Annotated in this window: 13 protein-coding genes and 1 pseudogene; 7 read left to right on the top strand and 7 right to left on the bottom strand. The window is 65.6% G+C overall.

What is annotated here, in order from left to right; translation table 11 throughout:
• The first annotated feature begins 114 nt into the window (after window positions 1-114).
• The 4 genes from J5X86_RS42795 (at window position 115) to J5X86_RS42780 (ending at window position 10014) form a co-directional block, all read left to right on the top strand.
• Entirely contained in the window at window positions 115-6387 is a 6273-nt protein-coding gene (locus J5X86_RS42795) for a polymorphic toxin-type HINT domain-containing protein (protein ID WP_374229399.1), read from the top strand.
• Between the two features lie 6 nt (window positions 6388-6393).
• Window positions 6394-6783, top strand: a complete 390-nt coding sequence (locus J5X86_RS42790; RefSeq protein ID WP_208522021.1) for a hypothetical protein — start codon at window positions 6394-6396, stop codon at window positions 6781-6783.
• A gap of 243 nt (window positions 6784-7026) precedes the next feature.
• Window positions 7027-8181 carry an integrase core domain-containing protein gene (locus J5X86_RS42785; protein WP_308124885.1) on the top strand — a complete coding sequence of 385 codons (1155 nt, stop codon included), beginning with the start codon at window positions 7027-7029 and terminating at the stop codon, window positions 8179-8181.
• Between the two features lie 117 nt (window positions 8182-8298).
• The gene (locus tag J5X86_RS42780; RefSeq protein ID WP_208522020.1) at window positions 8299-10014 is read left to right on the top strand and encodes a lipopolysaccharide assembly protein LapB; all 1716 of its coding nucleotides are present in this window, start codon (window positions 8299-8301) and stop codon (window positions 10012-10014) included.
• On the opposite strand, the gene J5X86_RS42775 is transcribed toward J5X86_RS42780, so the two are convergent.
• Window positions 9989-11074, bottom strand: coding sequence for an integrase core domain-containing protein (locus J5X86_RS42775; RefSeq protein ID WP_208522019.1), 1086 nt, complete (start codon window positions 11072-11074; stop codon window positions 9989-9991). The genes J5X86_RS42780 and J5X86_RS42775 overlap by 26 nt on opposite strands.
• A gap of 267 nt (window positions 11075-11341) precedes the next feature.
• Between J5X86_RS42775 and J5X86_RS42770 the strand changes: the two genes are divergently transcribed.
• From J5X86_RS42770 to J5X86_RS42760, 3 genes are all read left to right on the top strand, one after another.
• On the top strand, window positions 11342-12847 hold the full coding sequence (locus J5X86_RS42770) for an NF041680 family putative transposase (protein ID WP_243982951.1): 1506 nt from the start codon (window positions 11342-11344) through the stop codon (window positions 12845-12847).
• A complete protein-coding gene (locus tag J5X86_RS42765; RefSeq protein ID WP_243982931.1) occupies window positions 12844-13230 on the top strand; it encodes a DUF6193 family natural product biosynthesis protein in 387 nt (128 codons plus the stop codon). Before J5X86_RS42770 ends, J5X86_RS42765 begins: the two co-directional genes overlap by 4 nt.
• Before the next feature lie 187 nt (window positions 13231-13417).
• A complete protein-coding gene (locus J5X86_RS42760) occupies window positions 13418-17380 on the top strand; it encodes an NACHT domain-containing NTPase (protein ID WP_208522017.1) in 3963 nt (1320 codons plus the stop codon).
• 111 nt (window positions 17381-17491) lie between these two features.
• On the opposite strand, the pseudogene J5X86_RS42755 reads toward J5X86_RS42760, so the two are convergent.
• From J5X86_RS42755 to J5X86_RS42730, 6 genes and pseudogenes are all read right to left on the bottom strand, one after another.
• Window positions 17492-18582, bottom strand: a pseudogene (locus J5X86_RS42755) (integrase core domain-containing protein).
• Between the two features lie 46 nt (window positions 18583-18628).
• A complete protein-coding gene (locus J5X86_RS42750; RefSeq protein ID WP_208522016.1) occupies window positions 18629-19291 on the bottom strand; it encodes a hypothetical protein in 663 nt (220 codons plus the stop codon).
• A 240-nt stretch (window positions 19292-19531) separates the two neighbouring features.
• The gene (locus J5X86_RS42745; RefSeq protein ID WP_208522015.1) at window positions 19532-22756 is read right to left on the bottom strand and encodes a M48 family metalloprotease; all 3225 of its coding nucleotides are present in this window, start codon (window positions 22754-22756) and stop codon (window positions 19532-19534) included.
• 2 nt (window positions 22757-22758) lie between these two features.
• A complete protein-coding gene (locus J5X86_RS42740) occupies window positions 22759-23205 on the bottom strand; it encodes a hypothetical protein (protein WP_208522014.1) in 447 nt (148 codons plus the stop codon).
• A 191-nt stretch (window positions 23206-23396) separates the two neighbouring features.
• Window positions 23397-23828, bottom strand: coding sequence for a hypothetical protein (locus tag J5X86_RS42735; protein ID WP_208522013.1), 432 nt, complete (start codon window positions 23826-23828; stop codon window positions 23397-23399).
• Window positions 23829-23863: 35 nt separating this feature from the next.
• Complete coding sequence (locus J5X86_RS42730; RefSeq protein ID WP_208522012.1) at window positions 23864-24961, bottom strand: integrase core domain-containing protein; 1098 nt, start codon at window positions 24959-24961, stop codon at window positions 23864-23866.
• Window positions 24962-25386: the final 425 nt, after the last annotated feature.

Raw genomic sequence — 25386 nt, 5'->3', positions numbered from 1 at the left:
CGACTCGACTATGCGTCCTTCGCCGGGGCCTATGGTGGCGGCTACGCGTCCCGGCTGACGTTGGTCGAGTTGCCCGCTTGCGTGCTGACGACGCCGACCAGACGGCAGTGCCGTATGCCCAAGCCTGTCGAGGTCGTCAACGACACCGAGAAGCGGACTCTCACCGCTCAGGAGGTGTCTTTGCGTGCGGGTGAACCGACGGTGCTGGCGGCCGTGGCAGAAGAGAAGGGGGACAAGGGGGACTACAAGGCCACCTCGCTCTCGCCTTCTGCGACGTGGGACACCAAACTGAACACCGGCGACTTCACCTGGTCGTACGGTATGCCCGTACCGGACGTGCCAGGCGGACTGACACCGAGCGTAGGAGTGTCGTACTCCTCGGGCGGAGTCGACGGTCGCACCGCGAACACCAACAACCAGTCCTCCTGGGTGGGCGACGGCTTCGACCTGTGGCCGGGCTACATCGAACGCCGCTACAAACCATGCGCGGAAGACGGGGTGAAGAACGCGGACGGCGGCAAGCCGGGAGATCTGTGCTGGGCCTACGACAACGCCTTCATCTCCTTCAACGGCAAGGGTGGGGAGTTGGTGCCCAACGGCACCAACTCCTGGAAGCTGAAGAGTGACGACGGCACGAAGATCGACCGTCTCTACGGTTCGACCGACAACGTGCGCGGTAACGGCGCCAGAAACGACGAGTACTGGCGGGTCACCACACCCGACGGCAACCGCTATTACTTCGGCTACAACCGCCTGCCGGGATGGGCCGATGGCAAGGAGACCACCGATTCCGCCTGGACGACGCCGGTGTTCGGCAACGGTGCCGACGAGCCTTGTCACGGGGCGACGTTCGCCGACTCCTGGTGCCAGCAGGCGTGGCGATGGAACCTGGACTACGTGGTTGATCCCCACGGTAACGCCATCGCCTACTACTACGACAAGGAAACGAACTCCTACGGCCGCAACCTCAAGGCCAAGGACAACACCCGCTACGTCCGCGGGGGTGACCTGGACCGGATCGAATACGGCCTGAAGTCGTCCTCGATGTACGGCACCAAGGCGTTGGCCAAGGTCGACTTCACCAGCGGCGAGCGCTGCCTGCCTGATGCGCAGACCGACTGTGAATCCATCGACAAGGACGCTTTCTACTGGTACGACACCCCCTGGGACCTGAACTGCACAGTGGACGAGGACTGCGACGACGGTCGCCTCTCGCCGGTGTTCTTCACTCGCAAGCGGCTGACCCGGATCACCGCACAGGCCCTCGACAGCGGGACCTACAAGGATGTCGACTCCTGGGCGTTCGCCCATCGCTGGGGCATGTCCGATACCGACTACCAGCTGGAGCTGGAATCCATTCAGCGCACCGGCCACAGCGCTGCCCCAGCCATCACGCTACCGAAGACCACGTTCGCCTATACCCAGCTGGCCAACCGCCTGGATAAGACCGGCGACGGTTACGCACCGTTCATCAAGGACCGGTTGTCCACGGTCGCCGATGAGTCCGGTGGGCAGATCGACGTCAAGTACTCCGCCGAGGCATGCGACTGGAACTCCCTCCCGGCCCCGCAGACGAACGCCACTCGCTGCTTCCCGCAGTACATCGGTGGCAGTACGAGCGATGACCCTGAACGGCAGTGGTTCAACAAGTACGTGGTCACCTCCGTGACCACAACCGACCGCACCGGTGGAGCGCCTGATCAGGTGACCGCCTACGACTACAAGGGCGGCGCTGCCTGGCATTACGACGACGACGGGCTGACCAAGGAGAAGTTCAAGACCTGGTCGCAGTGGCGTGGCTACGGGCAGGTGCGTGTCCAGACCGGTGGCCAGGGCGGGGCAGGCGCGATGAAGTCGCAGCAGGACACCTACTTCCTGCGCGGCATGGACGGCGACCGCAGGGACACCGGAGGCGGCACCAAGAGTGTCACCGTCGCGCTCGATGATGACGAAGGCGACCCGATCAGCGACCATGATTCGGCGGCCGGATTCGCCTACAAGACAGTCAGCTTCTCCGGACCGGTCGGCAAGGTCCTCACCAAGACCATAAACCGGCCCTGGCACCACGAGACCGCGAAGAAGGTCCGAGACTGGGGAACGGTCACAGCCAACCTCACCGGGACCGCCCACACCAAGACGTTCACCTCACTGGACGACGGCGCCGGGACCAAATGGCGGACCGCATCAACAGCCACCAGCTTCGACACGGTGGCCGGCCGAGTCACCCAGGTCGACGACTTCGGTGACAACGACACCGCCGCCGACAACACCTGCACCCGCACCACCTACGCCACCAACACCGACAAGAACATCCTCACCCTCCCCTCCCGGGTAGAAGCGGTCGCCACCGCGTGTGACACGACCGCCAACCGACCGGATGACGTCATCTCCGACGCGCGCACCGCCTACGACGGCGGCGCCTACGGCGACGCCCCCACGAAAGGCGACGCCACCGGAACCGCGGTGCTGAAGAAGTACGACGGAACCACCGCCGTCTACGTGGAGTCCGGCTCGACCTACGACTCCTACGGACGAACGCTCACCAGCACCGACCTGACGGCCGACGTCACCGTCACCACGGCCGGAACCCTCAAACGGACCACCCGCACCGACGGCCGCACCACCACCACCGCCTACACTCCCGCCACCGGGTTGCCCACCAGCGCGAAGGTGACCTCGCCCCCCGCCAAGACCGGCGACGCGAGCACCGCGCAGACCACGACCACCACGCGCGACGTGCTGCGCGGCCTGCCACTGACCCAGATCGACACCAACGACAAGGTCACCAACTACGCCTACGACGCCCTGGGCCGCTCCACCAAGATCTGGCTGGCCGACCGGCTCACCGGCCAGACCCCTACGTACGAGTTCACGTACACCGTCACCGACCGGCAGCCGGTGGCGGTGGGCACCAAGACACTCGGGAACAACGGTACCCAGCAGACCTCCTACACGCTCTACGACGGCCTGCTACGTGAACGGCAGACACAAGCTCCCGGACCGGACGGCGGACGGCTGCTGACCGACGTCTTCTACGACGAGCGAGGCCTGCAAGCAAAGGACTTCGCCACCTACTACGCGGATGGCAAGCCGAGCGGCACCCTGTTCAAGCCAGAAGACGCACTGAACGTCGAAACGCAGAACCGCTACGCCTACGACGGCCTGGGCAGACAGACCGAGGCACGGCAGATAGCCGGAAACGGCGACGGCGGCACGGTTCTGGGCATCACCAAGACGATCTACGGTGGCGATCGCACCACGGCCATCCCACCCGAAGGAGGCACCGCCACCACCACCCTCACCGACGCCCGCGGTAAAACCACCGAACTGCGCCAACTCCACCAGCGCACGGCCGACGCCGCCTATGACACCACCACCTACACCTACACACCACGCGGCGAACTGAAGACAGTCACCGACCCGGCCAAGAACACCTGGAGCTACAGCTACGACCTCCTCGGCCAGCTCACCAACGCCAAGGACCCGGACAAGGGCACTACCAGCAGCGCCTACGACGACCGCGGTCAGCTGACCTCCACCACCGACGGACGCAACACCACCCTCGCCTACGTCTACGACGGCCTCGGCCGGCGCACCGAGCTGCACAAGGACTCGCCCACCGGCGAGCTGAGAGCGAAATGGGTCTACGACACCGTCAGTAACTCGAAGGGCTACCTGGCGGAATCCACCCGCTACGACGACGGCCGGGCCTACACCACCAAGATCGTGGCCTACGACCGCCTCTACCGAGCACTGCGCACGTCCGTCACCATCCCCGCCGAAGAGGGCGCACTCCAGGGCACCTATTTGTCCGCCACCACGTACAAAGTCTCCGGACTCGTGGAAGGGAAGGGCTACCCCAAGGCCGGATCTCTTCCGGCGGCCACCGTGGCCTACACCTACGAGGACGAGACCCTGCGCCCCATCGCCATCGACGGCAGCCAGGGCGTGAAATCCAGTGTCCTTTACAGCCTGACCGGCAAACCGCAGCAGTACGAACTCTCCAGCGGCGGCAAGAAGACGTGGGCCACCAACACCTACGAGTGGGGCACCCAGCGTCTGGCCACCGCCCGGGCGGATCGTCAGGACGTGGCGGGCGTCGACCAGTACGACACGTACCGCTATGACGAGGCGGGCAACGTGCTGTCGGTATCGGACGTCTCTCGTTCCGGCACCGACAACCAGTGCTTCACCTACGACTACTTGCAACGCCTGACCGAGGCATGGACCCAGGGCGACAAGGAATGCGCCACCACCCCGGGCGGCAGTGTGCTGGGCGGCCCGGCTCCTTACTGGACCTCCTACACCTACGACCAGGTCGGCAACCGCAGGACGGAAACCCTGCACGACCCCTCGGGCGATGCCGCCAAGGACACCAAGCGCACCTACGACTACCCCAACCCGGGCAGCGCGCAGCCACACACTCTGACCTCCGTCAAAGCCACCGGGCCCAGTGGAGCCGCGGTAGACACCTTCGGCTACGACAAGAGTGGCAACAACACCACCCGAACGCTGGGCGGCGACACCCAGACCCTTGACTGGGACGTCGAGGGGCACCTGTCGAAGGTGACCGAGCCGGTCGAGGGCGGCGCCGACAAGGTCACCAAATACCTCTACGACGCCGACGGCAACCGGCTCCTCGGCCGAACCGCCACCGAAACCACCCTCTACCTGGGCACCACCGAAATCACGCTCCCCAAGGGCTCGTCCACACCAAGCGTCACCCGCTACATCGACCTCGGCGGCGGCCACCAGGCCGTACAACAGGACGACGGCAGCGTCTCCTTCACACTCGCCGACCACCACGGCACCGCACAACTCGCCATCGACGCCATCTCGCAGAAACTCACCCAGCGACGCACCCTGCCCTTCGGCGATCTGCGTGGCGAGGAACCTGCCGCCTGGCCCGGTACCAAGGGCTTCGTCGGCGGGACCGACGACACCAAGGCCACCGGCCTCACCCACCTGGGCGCCCGCGAATACGACCCCACCACCGGCCGCTTCCTGTCCGTCGACCCGGTCATGGACCTGACCGACCCCCAGCAGATCAACGGATACGCCTACGCCAACAACAACCCGGTCACCGGCTCCGACCCCACCGGGCGCTTCTGCGACGGCTGCAGCGCCGATGGCGCCAACAACAACTGGACTCCGAGCCACGGCCCGGGCTGCACGACAGAAGGCTGCTACGACACCAGTGGCCGCATCCTCTATCCGGTCTCCAGCGGCCCTTCTCGAGCCCGGCCCAGCGGCGGCAACTCCTACCGTCCCGGGCGGACAATCAACATCACCCAGAAGAAGGGTGAGCTGCGGCTCGAGGGCATCAGGATTCCGTCCGCCGGCGAACTGGCGAAGCGCTTCCCGGGGTACGACAGCGAAGAGCAGCTTCAGAGATGGGCGCAGCAGAAGTGCTATTCGCCGTCCACCCGGCCCGGGGGATTCTGCTCGGCCGCCGAGGCGATCGGGCTGGTGAACTACGAGCAGAACGGCTTCGAGAAACTGGTGACCGCGGTCGCGGTCAGCGTGGCCTCCCCGGATGTCGGCGCGTGGAAGAGCTGCCTGAGCGGCAAGAGCCTCAAAGCCTGTGGCGCGGCCTCGCTCGACCTCCCCTGGGCCCGGGTCTTCAAGGGGCTCAAGGTCCTCAAAGCCTGCAACAGCTTCACCCCAGGCACCGAAGTGCTGATGGCCGACGGCACGACGAAGCCCATCGAGGACGTCGAGATCGGCGACAAGGTCCTCACCACCGACCCCAAGACCGGCAAGACCACCACCAAGACGGTCACCGCCGAGATCAAGGGCAACGGCCTGAAACACCTCGTCAGAATCACCCTCGACCTCGACGGCAAGAAAGGCAACAAAACCGCCTCCATCACCGCAACCGACGGCCACCCCTTCTGGGTCCCCGAACTCCACGCATGGATCAACGCCACCGACCTCCACACCGGCCAATGGCTCCGCACCTCCGCCAGCACCCACATCCAGATCACCGCAGTCAAGCACTGGACCCACCAAGCCACGGTCCACAACCTCACCATCACCGACCTCCACACGTACTATGTGCTCGCGGGTGAAACTCCGGTCCTCGTGCACAATTCTGGGTGCGGGCCGGGGATCTCCACTCGTTATGAGAAGGCTGGCGACATCGGTAAATATGCCGATGGGCAGAAGACCCGGGATCCGGCGTCGCAGTGGTATCACGAGGAGCTGAGCAATGAGGAACTCCTGGACGGTATCAACAAGCCTGGGGGAGGAGACGGAATTCTCGTCTCGCGTGACGGCACGATTCTGGGAGGTCATCACCGCAAGGACGAACTCCTCACAAGGATCAGGAACGGGCGTATCGACCCAGATACATCAATCCGCATTGACGTCTACGACGGGGAGTAGTGCCTGATGTCGCTGATCCATTCGACCGACCCCGACTTCCGCGTGTGTCATATCAGCTTCGATACGCTACTCGCGATCCAATTGGAGGCGGAGGGGCGAGGCTGGGCAACTCGGTGGTCCTCAGTGGACGCACTCCGTAGCCAGGTCAAGGAAGGAAGCGTCGTCCTTCAGTCGCTGATGCGTGAAGGGAGAGGGGGCGTTGTGAGGGCCTACCGATGCCTTCTCCTGTTCTCGACCATGGATGACGGAGATGCTGGCGGAGTTGCCACGATCGATCTTGATCCGGCGAGGTTCGAATCGTTGGAACGGCTCGATCGAGACCCGGATACCCGAAAGGTGCTGGCCCGAATGTTCACCCTTGCGGCGGGTGGGATTTCAACGGTCTCGAAGAAGTAGCGGACTCTTCTCGTCTGTGAGCCGATTTGCGGGAGCGGCGATTGGCGTGACGACTTCTTGGCAACTGCTCAGGAGACAGTCGTTCAGAGAGGAAATTCGCGCGCTTTCGAGGTGTACAGAATCGGGCTAATTCACGTATTGGCGAGATCGGTAATCGTGGCCTGATGAACGAAGAAGGGCCTGCCCGGAGATACTTCCGGCAGACCCTTCTGGGTTGAGTGACGGCAACGTCAGCGGACTGCTGTGGGGTTCCAGAACTGGGCCGCTGCGTTGACCTGCGACTTTATGCCTGCCGGGCTCGAAAAGTCATCGCTGCTGATCAGGCGGCATAGCGGTACTCCGAGGAGCCAATCGACCGCCGCGAAGAACGCCGAGATCCTTGCCCTTCGTCATGAGGTCACTGTGCTGCGTCGGCAGGTCCAGCGGCCGCGGCTCTCATGGGCTGATCGTGCTGTGCTCTCTGCTCTCGCGCGGCACCTGCCATCCGCCTTGCGCCGCCATCGGCTGGTCACCCCGGGGACGCTGCTGGCCTGGCACCGTCGTCTGGTGCGTTGGAAGTGGCGGCAGGCACCAGTGAGGCCCGGTCGACCACCGTTGCCGGAAGGGATTGCGGCGCTCATCCAGCGCCTGGCACGAGAGAACCCGACCTGGGGATACGTCAGGATCCAAGGCGAACTCCGACGGCTCGGTCATCGGGTTGCCGCCGCCACGATCCGGCGCGTCCTGCGCCGCTCCGGCCTACCGCCCGCACCGCAGCGCGCATCCCAGCAGACCTGGCGTACCTTCCTCCGAGCCCAGGCTCACACGCTTCTGGCCTGCGATTTCATGCACGTGGACACCGTCTTCCTCAAACGCCTCTACGTCTTCTTCGTCATGGAGACTGCCACCCGGCGCGTTCACGTCCTGGGCGTCACCGCCCACCCGACCGGCGCATGGGTCACTCAACTCGCCCGCAACCTGCTCATGGACCTCGGCGACAGGGCTGGGTGCTTCCGGTTCCTCATCCGTGACCGGGACAGCAAATTTACCGCCGCGTTCGACGCCGTCTTCGCCGGCAACGGCACAGCCGTCATACCGACTCCGCCGCAAAGTCCCCGGTCCAACGCTTTCGCCGAACGATGGATACGTACAGCCCGCGCCGAATGCACCGACCGCCTTCTGATCACCGGTGAACGACACCTGCGTACCGTCCTCAACCTGTACGCCGAGCACTACAACACGGGACGGGCCCACCGAAGCCTTGGCCTACGAGCACCCGACGACGACCCGAACGTCATCCCCCTGCCCGCTGCCGCGGTCAGGCGCCGCCAGGTACTTGGCGGACTACTCAACGAGTACCACACCACGTCACCCCGGCTGCCTCACCACACACAGGAAAGGCCCAGCTCAGCAGCCTAAATGGAATATTGACACCCTTCAGGGCTGCCGGTCGCGGAGAGCATCTGGCAAGCAGTGCTGGCTCACGGGAGTGATGAACTGCGGACATGGCTGGCGGCCGCTGCAGAGGAGAGGGGCTTGCTGCGCATCGCGCTGGAACTGCTCGCAGGCCCCGCCCGCGCCGGTTCGGCGGAGGCATGGTTCGCGGCTGCTCGGCTGCTGGGCGGCACGCGCAAGTTGCCCGTGGCCCTAGCTTGCTTCGAGCGTGCTGCGGAGGCCGGCAAGACGGTTGCCCTGGCTGACGCTGGGGACTTGCTGCGCAGCCACAAGCCCAAACTCGCGCTCAAGCTATATCTACGTGGCTCTCGGGTAGGGCACACGAACGCAGTGTTGAAGGCAGTGGATTTGTTGCTCCGGGAAGACCGGATCGATGAGGCGCGTGACCTCGTGCGAGCCGATGCCTATCATCACAGGCGCTTGCTCACGGCCTGGTATGACCAGCAGGGGCGCACAGACGAGGCGGACGAGGTACTGCGAGAGGCGGCCCAGTCGGGATTGGCAGAAGCTACCGCTGAGCTGGCCGAGCGGGCGCTGGTGCGCAACGACACGCAGCAGGCCGAGCGCCTGCTGCGAACCGCAGTGGCGGCCGGCGTCCCTTGCGAGGAGAAGCTCGCTGAGCTACTCCACAAGAGAGGCGAACTGACCGAGGCGATCGACTGGTACAGATGGGCGGCCATGGGTGGCTTCTCACTTACAACCAAGCGCCCGGAAGCGGCGGTGGTGCAGCTGCTGGCCGAAGCGGGCAGGACCGGCGAGATCGAAGGCGTCCTGCGTGAGCACGCGGAGTCGCACAGCTACGAGGCGGTGACAGCCTACGTAGAGTTCCTGGAACGAGATGGCCGAACAGATCAGGCGTTTGAGTGGCTTCAGGAGCGCTTTGTCCCCGGGCAGCCCGAACTTCTGTGGCCAGCGGTCCGATTGCTTGAGCGTCTGGGCCGGGTGGAAGAGGCCATCGAATGGCTACGCAGGGCGGCAGAGACCGGCGACCGCGACGCTTGGTGCCCGGCGCGGCCATTGATCAATGCTGGGCGTCTAGATGAGGCGATTACATGGATGCGGTCCTGGGCTGAGAGCGGCGCACCGTATTCATGCGGTCCGGGTATCTGGCTCCTGGAGGATGCAGGCAGGCTCGATGAAGCTCTTGCCCTATTGCGTGATGCTGCCCTGCACGGGAACCCACGCGAAGTGAGCGACGCCCGCCTGCTGCTTGAGCGGGCCGGAGCAGAGGCAGAGGCACTCGGCTGGCTGAAGGCGCGACCGGTCAGGGACCGGGACACCACGGCCGCGATCGCACAACTGTCGCGCGAATGGGGACGGGACCCGTCCGAGGCGTTGGCCTGGTACCAACGGGCGGCAGAGCTGGGTGAGGAGAACAGTTGGGGCTGGATCTCGGAACTGGCCGAGGCGGCGGGCCAGATCCCGCAAGCAATCGCCTGGGCCGAACCGATGGCCTTGGCTGGCGACACCGGGGCGTGCGACTTGATGGAGCGCCTCTATTTGCAGGCAGGAGACGGCGAGAATGCCGCTGCCTGGTGCCTGCGCAACATGGAGGCGGGGTTGAAGGCGTATCCACACTACGTGCTGCAGCGAATCGGTGACGCGGAGACGAAACGTCAAGAGGAGGAGTACGGGATCGAGCCTGGCGGACAGGTCGCCGCAGCATGGGACGCCGCGGAGATCCTCGGCTTGTCTCCCGATGCGGTCCCCTCGTGGGGCCGTGGTGTGTCACTGCGCAAGCGTGTCGGGCTCGAAGAGTCATCGCTGCTGATCAGGCGGCAGAGCGGTACTCGTTGATGACGCCGCCGAGGACGCGTGTACGCAGGAGTCTGCGTGCGTCGCGGTCGTGCGGGGTGGTGGGCTGTTGGTGGGCGTCAGGAGGTAGCTGGCCTCGGCTTCGATGAGGACGGTGTGTGTTGTAGTGCCGTTGGTAGGCGGCGCGGACATGTCGGGCGTGTGACTCGTTCGTGATCAGGATGTGGTCGAGGGCCTTGCGCCGGATGCTGCCGATAACCCGTTCATAGTGGGCGTTCATCCTCGGCGCTCGTGGCGCGCTCTTGATCACGTCTATGCCGTCGGCCTGGAAGACGGCGTCGAAGGACTGGCCGTACTTGCCATCGCGGTCATGGAGCAGGAACCGCAGGGATTCCATACGTGTGTCCAAGTCGGCGGCTATGTTCCGGGCCTGCTGCACGGCCCAGTCCCGGGAGGGATGTGCCGTGACGCCTGAGATGTGGAGGCGCCGGGTGCCGTGTTCGAGGAAGGCCAGCGCGTAGAGTCTGCGTCCGACCACGGTGTCAAGATGAAAGAAATCTGCAGTGATGATGCCCTCGGCTTGGTTCGTGAGGAACTCGCGCCAGGTTGGGCCGGCGCGGCGTGGGGCCGGATCGATACTCGCAGCGTTCAGGATCTCCCATGCGGTGGATGCGGCGATTGGATGCCCGAGGCCGATTAACTCGCCCTGGATCCGTCTGTGGCCCCACCCTGCGTTTTCCCGGGCGAGGCGCAGAATCAGCTCCCTGAGCGCCGCCCTGGTCGGTGGTCGCCCGGTCCGAGCGCGTCGCACGCTGTGGTCCCATTTCGCCGCGATGAACCTGCGATGCCAGGCCAGCAGGGTGCCGGGCGTGACCGGGAAGACTTCACGCCACCGGTGGCGGGGTATCAGCCCCGACAGTGCAGCCAGCCAGAACCGATCAAAGGGCTCATGCCGGACCCGGCCGCTGATCTGGCGACGTAGCACCGCGTTCTCGTGCCGCAGCACGAGCAACTCCGCGTCCTTCGTCGCTTCCCGGCGAAGCAGTACCCGGGGTATGGACAGCAGTTTGCGAACGACCTTGTACACCAGCGAGACAGTCACGTGGACATGCTGCCAGCCGAGACCGAATACCTGACGCCACCTGCAGCGACGACTTTCCGAGCCCCACAGCCCGACCAGCGAAAACGCCGTCCACAAGCCCGGAAAGACAACAGCTTCTCAGCTTGTCGTTTATCTGACGAGGTCGAAACGTCCCTCGAACTGGGTCGCTCACCCGGGCATTCGCCGGACGCGCAGGTGGCCTCGGCCTGATCATGTGCTCCGACCAAGGACACACCTGACCAGACCGAGGCCGTGGAGAAGAGTGTGCTGCAACAAAGCGATCAGCAGGAGGCGTTTGCGACGCTGTCACGCTTCCGTGGTGACTTCTACGACTGCCTGAACGGGCGCGGTGACGCGCTGTTCGAGCTCGCCGACGCCCTGCTGTGTACGGAAGGGCCGGTCAGGACACTGGTCGACCTCGCGCTCGCGCCGGAACACCGCCGCGGTCACGGTGCCTTGTATGGAGCATTGGACAAGGGGCGCCTGGACGTAGACCGGTTACGTCGGACGATCGCCGGGCTTCCGCTGCCGAAGGCGGCGGACGGCCGCCTGGCCCTGGCGGTCGATGTGTCACCATGGCTGCGGCCGGACGCCGCCACCTGCCCGGACCGCTCCTTCTGCCACACCTACGGCCGGGGCGATGCCAAGCACCAGATGATCCCGGGCTGGCCATACTCGGTCGTGGCCGCGCTGGAGGCCGGCCGCACCTCCTGGACCGCGGTGCTGGATGCGGTCCGCCTTCAGCCCGGCGCCGATCTCGCCGTCACCACCACCGCCCAGCTGCGCGAGGTCGTCGAGCGACTCATCACCGCCGGGCAGTGGCACCACGGAGATCCTGACATCCTGGTGGTGCTCGACTCCGGGTACGACGCTCCGCGCATCGCGCACCTGCTGGGCGGGCTACCCGTCGAGATCCTCGGCCGTCTGCGCTCGGACCGAGTGATGCGCCGGCCGACGCCACCGCGCGTCTACGACCCCAAGGGCGGCCGGCCGCCCAAGCACGGCAGCGAGTTCGTCTTCGGTGACCCGGCCACCTGGGGGGATGCGCAGGCCGTGACGGTCACCGACACCCGTCTCTACGGAAAGGCCACCGCGCAGGCGTGGGACCGGCTGCACCCGCGGCTGACCCGACGGGCAGCCTGGAGCGACTACGAGGGGCCGCTGCCCGTCATCGAGGGAACCGTCATCCGCTTGGTCGTCGAGCACCTGCCATCGGGCGGGGTGAACAAGCCGGTGTGGTTGTGGTGGTCGGGCACGGACGCCACAACGGCCGATGTCGACCGCTGCTGGCAGTCCTTCCTCCGGCGCTTCGACGTCGAGCACACATTTCGCCTGTTCAAGCAGACACTGGGATGGACGAAGCCGCGGTTGCGGAGCCCGCAGGCGGCCGACCGCTGGACCTGGCTGGTGATCGCCGCCCACACCCAGCTCCGGCTCGCTCGCCCGCTCGCCGTCGACCTGCGGCGGCCCTGGGAGAAGCCGGCCAAGCCGAACAAGCTCACCCCGGCCCGGGTCCGCCGGGGGTTTCGGAACCTCCACGCGAAGAGCCCCTCGCCAGCGCGTGCACCGAAACCCTCCGCCCCCGGTCCGGGACGTCCGGCCGGTTCGAAGAATCGCCGACCGGCACCACGCCACGACGTGGGACGCGTTCTGGCCACCGGCGTGGCATACACCCGCCCCACTCACCACAAGACAGGCACAAAACCCCGGCGGGCATCAGACCAATCACCGAACTCTCGAGCACGAGGGGCGGGGTGCATGATGCCCCAATGAGCGAGAGGCTACTGAGTGAGGACGTTGTGGAAGCAGGCTGGAGGGCGGTCCGAGCCGACGGCCGCGTGCGTCTGGAGCTGCTCGAAGCGGCCTATGCCGAACCACGCTTGCGGAAGCTGTTCCCGTGGACGGGCATGGGCGAACTGCACTTCAGCCGGTGCACCGAACAGCGATGGACATGGGACATCCCCTATATCCAACCCGTGGCCGAAGGCAGCTACTGGGTATCAGGCCCTCTCCGCTCGCAGACCGTGGGACCGGCACAAACCCCCGAGGAAGCCATCGCCATGGTGGTCGAACGCCTCCCAGCCAACTGCGGACCCGCCTTCCTGGGCACCCCAGAAGAACTCGCCGCCCACGAGGCAGCACGCAGCGGAGGTTAAACGACAAGCTCAGACTCCAGACCCTGATCAGCGCACGAGCATCGAAACCGCCCGTTGGTGAAGTCGCCGCCGGCGGCTGCGGTTTGTCGGTGCTGCTTGCTTAAATTGCCCTGTGTCCACACGATCATCGGCAGGCGGCGCGGGGGCAGCACGCGGCGTAGGAAATGAGCCCAGGATCTTCGCCTGGTTGGCAGCGCACGCCTTGGCGCGCGAGCCACTGCCAGAGAAGCTGGTGCCGAATGCGCGGGTACGCGCCGTGGGGTTGCAGACGGCATACGCGATGGACGATGGCGGGGTCCGGACGGAACCGGCAGACGGGGCGGGCTCGGACAGCGGGGAAGGTCGCCTCTTCATCCAGTCGAAGGGGGGTTTGCAGCTCCGCAAGTCGGACACCTCGGATCTCGCAGAAGCCATCGATCAGGCGGTCGCGCAGTGGCACGCTGGCGTCGGTGGCCGACGGCTGGAGACGGAGCGGGACCGGCTGGTGATTGTGACGGACGCCGCTGCCTCAGAGGCCATCACGCGTCATCTCCGCTGCGTCATCGACCGGTTGGCCACCGCCTCGGACGAGCTCGCGGCCCGCAACGCCGAAGAAGCGGAGGCCTTGCCTGTTCTCCGGGCTCATGTGGAGCGCGCGTGGCGGGCGCGGACGGGGCATGCGCCCTCGGTGAGCGAACTCGCCGACTTCCACGGGCTGTTGCGGCTGCTCGTGCTGGACTTGGACGCGGGCAAGCCCGACCGCGCCACTGCCGAAACCCTGCTGCATCGGGTGCTCGATAGGCCGGAGCAGGCGGCTAACGTGTGGGAACATCTGGCCACTGTGGGGCAAGATCGCAACGAACGGCAGCAGTGGTACCACCGACGCCATCTGATTTGGGCGCTCCGCCACCGCCGGCACGTCTTATCCGCGACGGCGCTGGATCGCACAGACAACGGCATCGAGGCTCTGCTCCAAGCACAGGTTCGAGCCGCCGAGTTGTTCTCGAATCCCCTTGTCGAAATCGAACGGCCCATACCTGCCGTCGATGTGTACGTCCGCCAGACCGTCCTCGCTAGCGCCCCCACAAGCCCCGATGCTTTCGCCCCGCAGCCGTTCAACGAGGTGCTGGCACGGTCCGGCTCCCGGCACTTCCTGGTCCTCGGAGAAGCCGGCCTCGGCAAGTCGACCCTCACACGTCAGGAGGCGGCACGCCTCGCACGGCGAATGCTCGGTGCATCTCCAGGCGAGAACCCCCGGCCCTTGGCGCCTCTGCTGCCCCTTTGGGTTTCGGCGCTGGACCTGGCCGAAGCCCAAGGGCCGATGACCACACGGATCCTGACAGCGGTGGTCAAGGCCTTGGGGCCGCAACTGCAGCACAAGCTACCCGAGGACCTACTGGCCACCGCCGCCGACGAACCTTGGCTGCTGCTGATCGACGGCCTCGACGAGATCTCCGATCCTGTTCGCCATCTCCAGATGCTGAAGACCCTCGCCGCATACGCGCGGCAGGAGGGCGGGATGCGCATGGTGATCACCGCACGTCCGCTGTCCACTGAAGAGGAGGAATGGCTGGGCACGGCCGGCTTCGGTACGTACGCCCTGCAGCGCCTGGATCACCGACAGTTGACCGATTTCGCCCGCAACTGGTTCGGCGACGAGTCGGCAGCCACCCGATTTCTGGTCCAGGCCAACCGGTCCGAACTGCGCGACCTGGTGCGGGTGCCTCTCATGGCCACGCTCGCCGCCATGCTCCACAAGGAGGATCCCGAGCGCGCCTTGCCGACGCATCGGTACACCCTGTACGACCAGTTCCTGAACCTCCTCCGGGAGGTGCGCAGCAGCATCCCCTCGCAGGGCGATGACCCCCGTCATTCCGCGCGGGTATTGAAGGCTCTCCGCGAGCAGAAAGAGGATCTCGTCCATCACCTAGCACAGGTCCAAGTCTCTGGCTCAGCCAGGGACCTGCTGCCAGAGGCAGTCGATCGGACGGAGCGCAACATCGGTCGCAGGGAAACTCGTCGTGTCCCCCGCTGGTCGGAGCGGGTCGCCAAGACGCTCACCGACACCGGCCTGTTCGTCCGTACCGGCTCCGGTCTGCGCATCGTTCACATGAGCTTTGCCGAGCACCTCGGGGCCGAGGCGCACGCCGAGCGCCTGCCCGCCCGGTTTGACGCCGAACACCCAGATTGGCTGGGTGTCATGAGCCGAGCGCTGCGGGCGCAGTCCCGGCAGGACACATGGGCTCAGTCGAACGGAATAAATCTGACCGGGCCCGAGGACAACGTCGCTCGGGACACCCTCGTGCACCACACGTATCTGCATCCGCAGACTGCTGCCGAGTTGGTGCGTCATCTCCAAGCGCGGGGACGGAACGGGCAACTGCTCGCCGGATATCTCCTGGGAGAAGGTGACACGCCGACCACTGGGCGGGACACGGAGTCGCTGATCTCGACGTTCGTCGGTCATCTGCGGGATGCCGTGCATCGCGAAGGCGCCGTTCATCGCAGAGAGGAACGCCTGGAAACCTGGTTCCACATCGCGGGTCGTATCCGCGCACCCCTGATCGGAGACTACCTCCACGCCTTGGCGAAGGACCGCAGGCGGCCGACATACGGCCGCGTGATCGTGGCCCGCGCACTGGCCGACTCCCGCCCGCATCACGCCATCGAGGCCCTCCGCTCCATGGCGGACGACGAGTCGACGGACCCCAACAGCGTCGGTGAAATCGTGCAGACACTGCTCGACATCGACCCCACCCAGACCGAATGCGCGGCCGACGCACTGCGCCGGCTGCTCAACCACCGGTCAGCCTCACCGGAGAGCATCTGCCAGGCCGCGGAGACCCTGGCCTCCCTCGGTGAGACGTACGTGGACGAAGCCGCCGCGGAGCTCCTCATGTCGGCCCTCAACCTCTATGCCGCCCCCTCCGACCGGCTCAATGCCGCGCGTCTGCTCGGCGATCTCGGGCCGGCGTATCGCCAGCGGTGCGTGCATGCCTTGTGGGGCATCGTGGACGCCCCGGACACCGATGTGTTCGAACGCACAGAAGCAATGCGGGAACTGAGCATCCTCGACGCTGAGAGCGCCGACGAAGAAGCCGTGAAGCTGCTCGGTTTCCTCACGGACGAGGCCCCGAAACCCGATCACGTGATGACCGCCGCGGAGATGATCGTCGCCTCGAGTCCCCATCGCCTCGACGAGGTCGTGGCCGCCCTGCGAACCTTGGCCGAGAATCCAGCCATCGCGGACACGACGCGGACAGCAGCCGAATCCCAGCTGCGCACTCTGCTACCGCGCGAATCCAGCCCGGGAACGCCGCCTCGCGCACAGGAACCTGATCCGTCGTCGCCCGTCGAAGAGATGTGCCGCGTGCTCGCCGACCCCGAAGGGGGTTTCGATGGGTTCCTGATGGCGGCGGAGGAACTCAGCGAACTGGGGCTGACGGAGGCCGAACAAGGCGCTGTCGTATTGCGTGGGCGCATCGCGGAGATGAGCATGGGTTCCGATCTTCTGGACATCGCGCTCGTGTTGACCGAACTGGGACCTGCGTACGTCACCGAGGCCGCCGCGATCCTACGCGGCGTTATCGCCGCGTCGACCACGCCTTCGGATGATCGAGTACGCGCAACACACATGCTGCTCGACCTCGGACCGGAGTATGCGGCCGAGGCATTCGGAGGCCTTCGGACCATCGCTGACGATGCCTCGACCGATGAGGACGCCCGAGACAACGCGATCCGAGGCATGGGCTACTTTCGCCCGGAGCATGCGCCCCAGACGGCAGAGTATCTACGGGGCCGTATAGCCGCCTCCGAGTGCGATACGCCAGCCCGTCGCCGTGTCCTTGCCGAAGCCCTCGGGTGGCTCGGACCTCTGTGGGCAGCGGAAGCCGCACATTTGCTGCGGGGGATTATGAACGACACCGCCGTCCCCGGTGCCGAGCGCGTCGAATGTGCCGCGTCCTTGGTGAGCGTGGGCCAGCAGTACGAGGTGGAGGCCATCACTTGGCTCAGAGGGTTCATGAAGGACCCGAGTCAGGCTGGCGACGATCGCGACTTCGCCTCGCACCGGCTGCTCGACATCACCGGGAAGTATCAATATGAGCAGGACCAGGTCATGCGAGAAACCTCGCCTGAGTTGTACGCAAAACTGAGTGCTCGTGAGGGCTAGCCGAGCTGCACCTGTCAGAAACGCAGACGGCTGACTAGCTCATCAAACTCGGTGAGCTGCTGTTTCGCCGCTCTTCAACGCTGTGGGTGCCGATTATTACATCCGAGCTGGTCAGGCGGCATGTTCATAGGTGTGGAGAGTGCCGCCGAGTTGGTCCTTCCGCCGGATATCGAGGCGGTTGAGCTGTTCGGGATTGGTGAGGGGACGGGGGAGTGGGCTCAGGGGTGCTGCGGCGCGGAGGGTGCGGTGGGGTCGGTGCTGGTTGTAGAAGGTTTCGTATTCGCGGAGTGCGTGCAGGAGGTGCGCTTGGTTCCAGATGAGGGTGCGGTCGAGTAGTTCGGTTCTGCAGGAGCGGATCCAGCGTTCCATTACTGCGTTCATGCGGGGTACGCGGATACCGGTCTTGATGATGGCGACGCCTTCGTCTTCGAGTACGGCGTCGAAGGCATCCGTGTATCTGCGGTCGCGGTCACGGATCAGATACTTCACCGTCGCGCCGGCCCCGTGGAGGTCCATGGCGAGGTTCCGGGCAAGTTGGGTGGTCCACGCTGCGGTGGGGTGGGCGGTTGCGCCGAGAACGCGTATACGCCGCGTGGCGTGCTCGATGGCGGCGAAGACGTACAGGCGTGCTCCGGTCAGCGTCCGGGTTTCGAAGAAGTCGGCGGCAATAATTGCGTGTGCTTGGCTGCGGAGGAAGGTGGTCCAGGTCTGGCGGTCGCGCTGGGGTGCGGGATCGATGCCGTTGTGCTGGAGGATCTCCCATACCGTGGAGGGGGCTACCTTGATCCCGAGGGTGGCGAGTTCGCCGTGGATTCTTCTGTATCCCCAGCTCGGGTTTTCTCGGACCATGCGCAGGATGAGGGTTTGGATGCTGCGGTGGGTGGGTGGTCGTCCTGGCCGTTTGCGGCGGGAGGCGTTGGCGTGGCGGCGGTGTAGGAGGTCGCGGTGCCAGCGGAGGACCGTGTCGGGGGAGACGATCAGATGAAGTCGCCGGAGTGTGGTGCGGGGGAGCCGGTGCAGCAGGGCGGCGAGGAATATGCGGTCGGGCGGAGTGAGGCGGGGTTTGCGACCTGGCGTTGAAGGACGGCCAGTTGGTGGCGCAGGGTGAGAATCTCGACGTTCTTGTCGGTGTCGCTCATCGGCAGCAGCCGCAGGAGAGCGAACACGTTGGTAAGCGTGAGGTAGAGGAGTCGCAGCAGCACGATGGATCATCCTGGCGTACCAGCCCGGTGACTCTCAGCCGCATCCTTAATCCTGCAGGTCACAGCCTACGGATGAGGTTTTCGGCACCCACAGGTTGGCGGGGATCCCGACCAGGCGCGGGCCCAGCACCGCGAGGAGATCATTCCCCTCTTGCGAGTGCCAGCCCGCTGCGGCAATGGACTCCTCATCCGGGAAGACGTCCGCCACCCGGTCCCACTCGGGGTTCAGCGCGGCGTCCTGGGCGCCGCCGAAGCTGAATACCCACAGGAAGTTGTCCGGGGCGCCCGGCTCCACCAGGGCACGAAACCTGGCCACTTCTTTGGTGTAGGCATAGAAGACCGATGGGCGGGCGCGCATCACCCGAAGCCAGCTGCGTGTGTAGGCGTCGGTGAAGAAGTCGCCAGAGTCGTGGATGCGCACCCAGACGCCGCGGAACTTCTCAGCTCCGAGTTCCCTGATCATCGCCTGTTCCCAGCCGGGCAGATCATCCAGGACGAACTGGAGGTTCGCCTGGTGCTTGGCCCGGACGGTGGGCCAGGTGTAGGTGCCGTGGCGGGCATAGCAGACCTGGCGGCAGATCCCCGCAGAGGGGCAGGTGTTGTATGTACGGCCGTCTGGAAGCCGACCCGCTTCTCTGTCAAGTTCAGCGTGTTGAAGTTTTGGAGCCCGTGAAGACTCTGGCGGAGGCTGCCGCCCGGGTGGCGCCACCCACCCTGTAGCCGTCTGGCCAGACGCCACTGGGCACCCCGTAGGTCTGAGGTGGTGGACTACAGGCGGCAGCCAGCCGAGATGCTGCCGCCACGTCGTGACACGTCGCTGGAGTCAGTCGTGCCACATCCGGTAGACGCGTCTGATCCAAGGCAGGAACTCGCGAAGCTCGCCGACCCACCGGTCGAGTCGCCGAAGGCGCTCGCGAGGGCGGCCCCTCTGCCTTTTCGCCAGTCCGGCCTACACCGATTCTCCCCTTTCCTGTTGTACTACAGAGTTCAAGATCAGAGCGATGAGGTCGCTTTCGTGTTGGTCCTCAAGGTCGAGGAGCCTGCCGTTGGAGTCGTCACGGTTGACAATCGCCGCCAGGCTCCTGGCGAGCGGGCAATTCTGATGTTGCCCGCCCAGATGTTCATGCCGCTCGAAAAGCCCCTTGATCACGTCGTCCATGCGCTCGCGGGCCACCGGGTCACCGGAGCGTGCCCGCACTGCCCACCGCGCCACTAGGGACGTCGACACGCCGGGGTCGAGGTCTGCCACGCAACTTGTGGCCGGGGGGACTGGATCAGGAGTGCCCCCGCCGGGCTGACTAGAACGCTTTCGGGCGGCCAGTTCGACTTCAGGGTTCTCAACGTACTTATCGCCGGCGAACTGAGCGAGGGCGGCACGCAGTTCGGCAGTCCGCTTCTTGCGTTCCGGCCACCCAAAGGCGACGAGCAGGTTGGCGATCTTGACGCCGTCGGTGAACGGTTTGCTTCCAATCGTGCCCGCCACGGCTTCAGGTGTGCACCACACGACGAGTTCGGGGTGGCGAGTTCGGCCTACCACGCTCACGTGTTGGATGGCATCCCAACGTATGCGGAGGGTGTAGCCGCTTCCCATCCGAAACCGCCTGGTGGTGATGGCCAGATCCTCGCCATCCATGGTGACTGTCTGAGGAGCCCAGAGGCCACCGGCGAGCTTCAGCGTTCCCCCCAGTGCCCCCATGGCCCCCAGGCACAGCAACTCGAGTGGGTACCCACTCAGGACGACGTCCAGCCGGCCCCGGGGAATGCTCCAGAAATCAGCGACCATGCCCAAAGAAGCACCGACGACGCCGACAATTAGGCTCAGGAAAAGTATGACCAGCGCCATGGCAAGAAGGAACAGGGAGGAGACCGTGAAGAGGATGGCGAACCCCTCCAGGAAGTCGCTGGCTGCCTTTGCGAACATGTTCATGCCCGCGATGGTCACTCTCTCGGCGGGAGCCTGCTGAATGGCGTGCGGGGTGGGGTTGATCGCGGAGTGGCGTACGGCCCCGATCGGGGGTGGGACGTGCTCGCCAACGTGTGCACCCGGTTCGGGCTCGCCACCTGGCGGGGCAGTGGTTGGTCTGCGCGGAGTTCGTACTGGGATCAGGGGTACCGTGATGCTTTCAGGCTGAATCGGCTGAATCGGCTGAATTGGTGGTTGGTCAGGGACGTCGGCGTACGCATCGCGATGCGTACGCCGGGCGGGGTACCGCAGCGCCGACATAACTAGGGCGGCCAAGACAGCCGCGAGAACGATCTGTTGCTGCACCAGGTCTAGCCACGACCATGGCGTAGTCGGTGCAGCGAGTCGGAGCACCGCAGGGCAGAGCATCCCGCTACCCAACCCGACCAGCATCGCCCTGAGTACTGGCGCGGTTTTCACGTACGCCGCGGTCACGGCACCCAGCGCGGCGCCCAGGCTACCTCCCAAGACGGCGAGACTGGTGGTCGAGGCCGTGGCACAGGACGTGTCCCAGGCTCTACCCCAGTAGGCCGCAGCGAGAACGCCCGCTGGCGGCGCCGCCAAGAGGGCGGCGAGTACCGCGAAGGCTGGGGCATGCTTGGGGCGGACGCCGTATTGAGCGGGGCTGGCACGACCCACCTGCCGCCAGACATCGCCGGTGAGACGGCGGATCCTCGATGAGGCTTGCTTGCCTTTGCTGGTGTTGCCTCGCTGCGCCCAGACGGGCACGACCAGCGGCAGCATCGTTGCCAGCAGGACAGCCGCGGGCAGGATCAGCAGGTCGAGGACGCTGCCATTGGAGTCCGGCGTGGATTGCGCGTTGAGCGCTGAGGAGTCAAGCTGTTGCGCCATTGCAGATATCACTGTCACCGACAGCAGGAGCGCCCAGATGGGATTGCGCGGCGCCGAGAGCTGGGCCGCCGCATTAGAGGCCATCACCCATTCCAGCCACATTCCCAGCAGCCATCCGGCCCCCGCTAAAGCCAGCAACTTGGCTGGTTGTAGATCCGTGGGGGGCGCGGCATGGGCATGAGCCGTGAACCTGTAGGGCGAAAGCACCAAGCCTGCCGGCAGCCCGACGGCGAGGCCGAGCCGCATGCGGAGGCTGTCTGCCGCGCGCACGGCTGGGTGTGCGCGAAGGCCAGCTGCCGTACGGAATGTTCCCGCCATGAGGGCGAAGGTCAGTACGATGAAGGGCCCCGCTAACCCATCGAGCCATCCGGGCCCGCTCAGTGATTTCGGATCAACGATGAGCATCGTGACGAAAGCGCCGCACAAAAAGGGATAGGCGAATCCCTGGCGCAGCTGCAGCCTGCCGCTCTCGCTTAACGCGGCGACGCGTGCGGCGGGGCTTGGATGCGTAGCTCGGCGAAGGATTGCGCTCGGCCACCGGCGTTGGGAGGCGCTGTAGAACAGGTGCCGTAGCGGCTGAGGGTCCGGATGCCAGGTCAGCACCCGTGCATCTGCGTGAAGTTCGCGTGCTTGCAGGACAACGCTTCGGGCGAGCCAGGCCAACGCGGTCAGGCCAACGATCTGCGCTGCGAGCATCCACGAAAGGCCTGGGCCGGAATCCGGCGACAGTCCCGGCGTTCCAATCGGAGGAGTGCCACGCACTATGCCGATGGCGCAGGCGGCCAGGACGGGTGCGACGACAAGGACGAGGAACGACCGCCACATCGCAACGGTGATCGCAGTGATGTCTAGATCCCGGTTGCGGATATGGGCCAACTCGTGCATTACCACCCTCCAGGCCGTTTCCCGGTCTCGCTCTGAGAGGGCCAGCAGGACACCCCGGCTGAGCACGACGTACCTGCGGAACACATGCCCAAAGGCCAGTCCGTCTATTGCCGGGTTGACAAGGTCGATGAGGATCCGAACTGGAAAGTCCGGCATCGTTATCTCGACAAGCCGCTCAAGGTCCGCGCGCGGTTCGTGCGGCGCAACCTGGTGAATAGGCCGCAGCCGTCGACGGCGAATCTTCCAGGAAGGGGCCAGCCAGTACTGCGTGACTGCCAGAAGGCACAGAGACGAGACGGCGAGCAGGCTGCCGCCCCAGGAGTCGTTGGATGGGTGAAGGCTGTGTGCCAGGGCGTCGAACGGCGGCGGAGACCACGTCGCTGGCACCGCGAGCATGATGAGCACCAGCAGGATGAACGCAGCGCTTGTGCCGGACGGAAACAGGAACTGGACGTGCCGCTTCCTCGCATCCATGCTCAACGCTCGGTTGTTGTCAGCTCACTGATCAGCGCGTCGGCCAAGGCGTTAGCATCGGCCACCGGCATGCCAAGTTTGCGCGCCTTGCGGAATGCGATGGCCCGGATCTGCCGTAGCCGGCGTGGGGGAAGCACAGGCAGAGGGCTGGGCACCGCCCTGACCCGCCGACGGAGACGAAGGCGACCCAGCAATCGGGCCGACCAGGAGCCAAGGTCTTTGCCCAAGTCGCTGACCACGGCGGTCACTACGCCAGAAGCAACAGCGGTGACCAGCACCTCATCCGCGCCGGGCAAACCGAAGCCGAGCGGCTCCTGCCGGGAAACCCGTCGCCTCGGACGCTCGCCAACTGCTTGCCAAGTTTGGTCAAACAGCGGCAGCTCATCAGGGGCGAGCCGAGCGACAACACGGCGTCCCAGGTCGACAACGGGCAGCGTAGTGGCCATCATGACTCCAAAGTGTGAGCTATCCGCCACATGTTGAGTTCTGAACCTACAAGGCGGTGCAACGCCTTGTACTCGCATTACTTGATAAGGCATTGTGCTGGCCGCCCACCGGTCATCGCCTGGGCGTTGTCGGTGCAGGTTTGGTGACATTCCGGTGGAGCACCGAGGTCCCGCCTCTTGCCGCTGCAAGTCGTTCAGGAACGTCTCCGGACGGCTCGCGGCCGGGGCTGTGTGGGCAGCGAGCGCACGGTGGGGTCTGGAGCGGCGAGCCGTTGGCGCAGTTGTCGGTTCTCCATCTGCGCTTGGTGCAGGGCGCCGACCAGGGCTTCGACGTCGGATCGCAGGGCCGCCAGCTCCTTGGCGTCCGCCGCCCGCAGTTCCTTCAGCTTGGTCACTTGCCGGCGCAGTCGCTTCTCGCTGTCCGGCATGGCGCCGCGGGCGCGGACCTTCTCGTAGAACTCGTTCTTCAGGTCCAGGTGGCGCTGGGTGAGCGCGTTGCGCGGAACCTGGGCCTCCTGGGCGAGGGCCACGATGGTCAGGGCGCCGTTGGAGTGCTCGGGGGCGCCGGCCAGGATCTGGTCCATGGCTGCCCGGATGCGGTCGCGTTCATCGGGGGCAGGGCTCATGACAGTGCCCTTGCCGGAAACTTCATCCGTGCAGGTCACGCTGCATGTCGGTACTCATGGAGGATGCCGCCGAGGCGATCGCGTCGACGTATGGCGAGGCGGGCTAACATGTCCGGATCGTCGATCGGTGAGGGCAGGAGGTGCAGCGGTCTGGCGTTGGCGATGCCCTGGTGTGGTCGGTGTCCGTTGTAGAACTGCTCGAACTCGCGCAGGGTGTGGAGGAGATGTCGCTGGTTCCCGATCAACGTCCGGTCCAGGAGCTCGCGGCGACAGGTCTGTATCCAGCGCTCCATGATCGAGTTCATCCTTGGCATCTGGATGCCGCTGAGCACGACGTCGATCCCCGCGTCCTTGAGGACGGCATCGAACAGTTCGGGGAACTTCCCGTCCCTGTCCCGGATCATGAACCGTGCCCGGCAGCCGAGGTCTTCGAGGTCCATGACGAGGTTCTTCGCAGCTTGCGCTACCCAGGAGGCGATCGGATGCGTGGTGGCGCCCAGGACGCGGATCCGGCGACTGCCGTGTTCGATCACCACGAGCACGTATAACCGTACCCCCGACAGGGTGACTGTTTCCATGAAGTCGCAGGCCAGAAGCGCCTCAGCCTGGGAACGCAGAAAACTGGCCCAGGTACTGGAGTTCCGCTCGGGCGCAGGGTCGATGCCGGCCTCCTTCAGGATTTCCCAGACGGTGGACGCGCCCACCCTCACCCCCAGCACGAGCAACTCGCCGTGCAGACGCCTGTACCCCCAGCTCGGGTTCTCCTTCGCCAGCCGCAGCACCAGGATGCGGATCGAGCGCACGGTACGCGGTCGTCCCGGGCGTTTGGGCCGGCAAGAGACGGCATGGCGGCGTGCGACGAGGTCGCGGTGCCAACGCAGCACCGTGTCGGGGCGTACGAGCAGCCGTAACTGTCGCATGACGTGCATCGGCAGCCGGTGCAATAGCGCCGCCAGGAACGCCCGATCGGTCGGCGTGAACCGGATCTTGTCCTTGCCAAGTTGTCGTTCCAGCACGGTGATCTGGTGGCGCAGAGCGAGGATCTCCGCGTCCTTGTCCCGGTCGGCCATCGGCAGCAGGCGAAGCATCGCGAAAGCGTTCGCCACACCCAGGTAAGACAGTCGCAGCAGCACGATCGATCATCATGGCGCGCTGACGGCAACTGCGCGAGAGCGCGAGCTCGAGCGACCGCGGCCAGATTTCGGGAAACCCGAAGGACCGCCCCCACCAGGGCGGATGAGGTTTCCGGCAAGGGCAGGTCTGAGCACCATCGCAGCGGCGCTCGCACTCCGCCACGCCGGTCGTTCCCTGCGCGCTTATCGCAAAGACACACACGAGCGTGCCGATACCGAGTCCGAGTCGGCGAACACGTGAGTCCTGACTGGGCGTTTTGCCTCGGGCTTTCACGAGCCGGGCTGTCCGGATCGTGACCGCGAACGCGGGGGCCCTTGGAAGCCAGGGCCTGCTGACCGCCCGAAGTCAACGCCCGCCGCCAGTAAACCACCGTGTCGCGATGCTTCATCTTCCCGGCATGGCTGTGGCCCACGACAGCCGTCCC

It is taken from the genome of Streptomyces sp. NEAU-YJ-81 (assembly GCF_017592595.1).
GTDB classification, from domain to species: Bacteria; Actinomycetota; Actinomycetes; order Streptomycetales; family Streptomycetaceae; genus Streptomyces; species Streptomyces hygroscopicus_B.
This window is presented reverse-complemented; position numbering and strand designations above follow the sequence as displayed.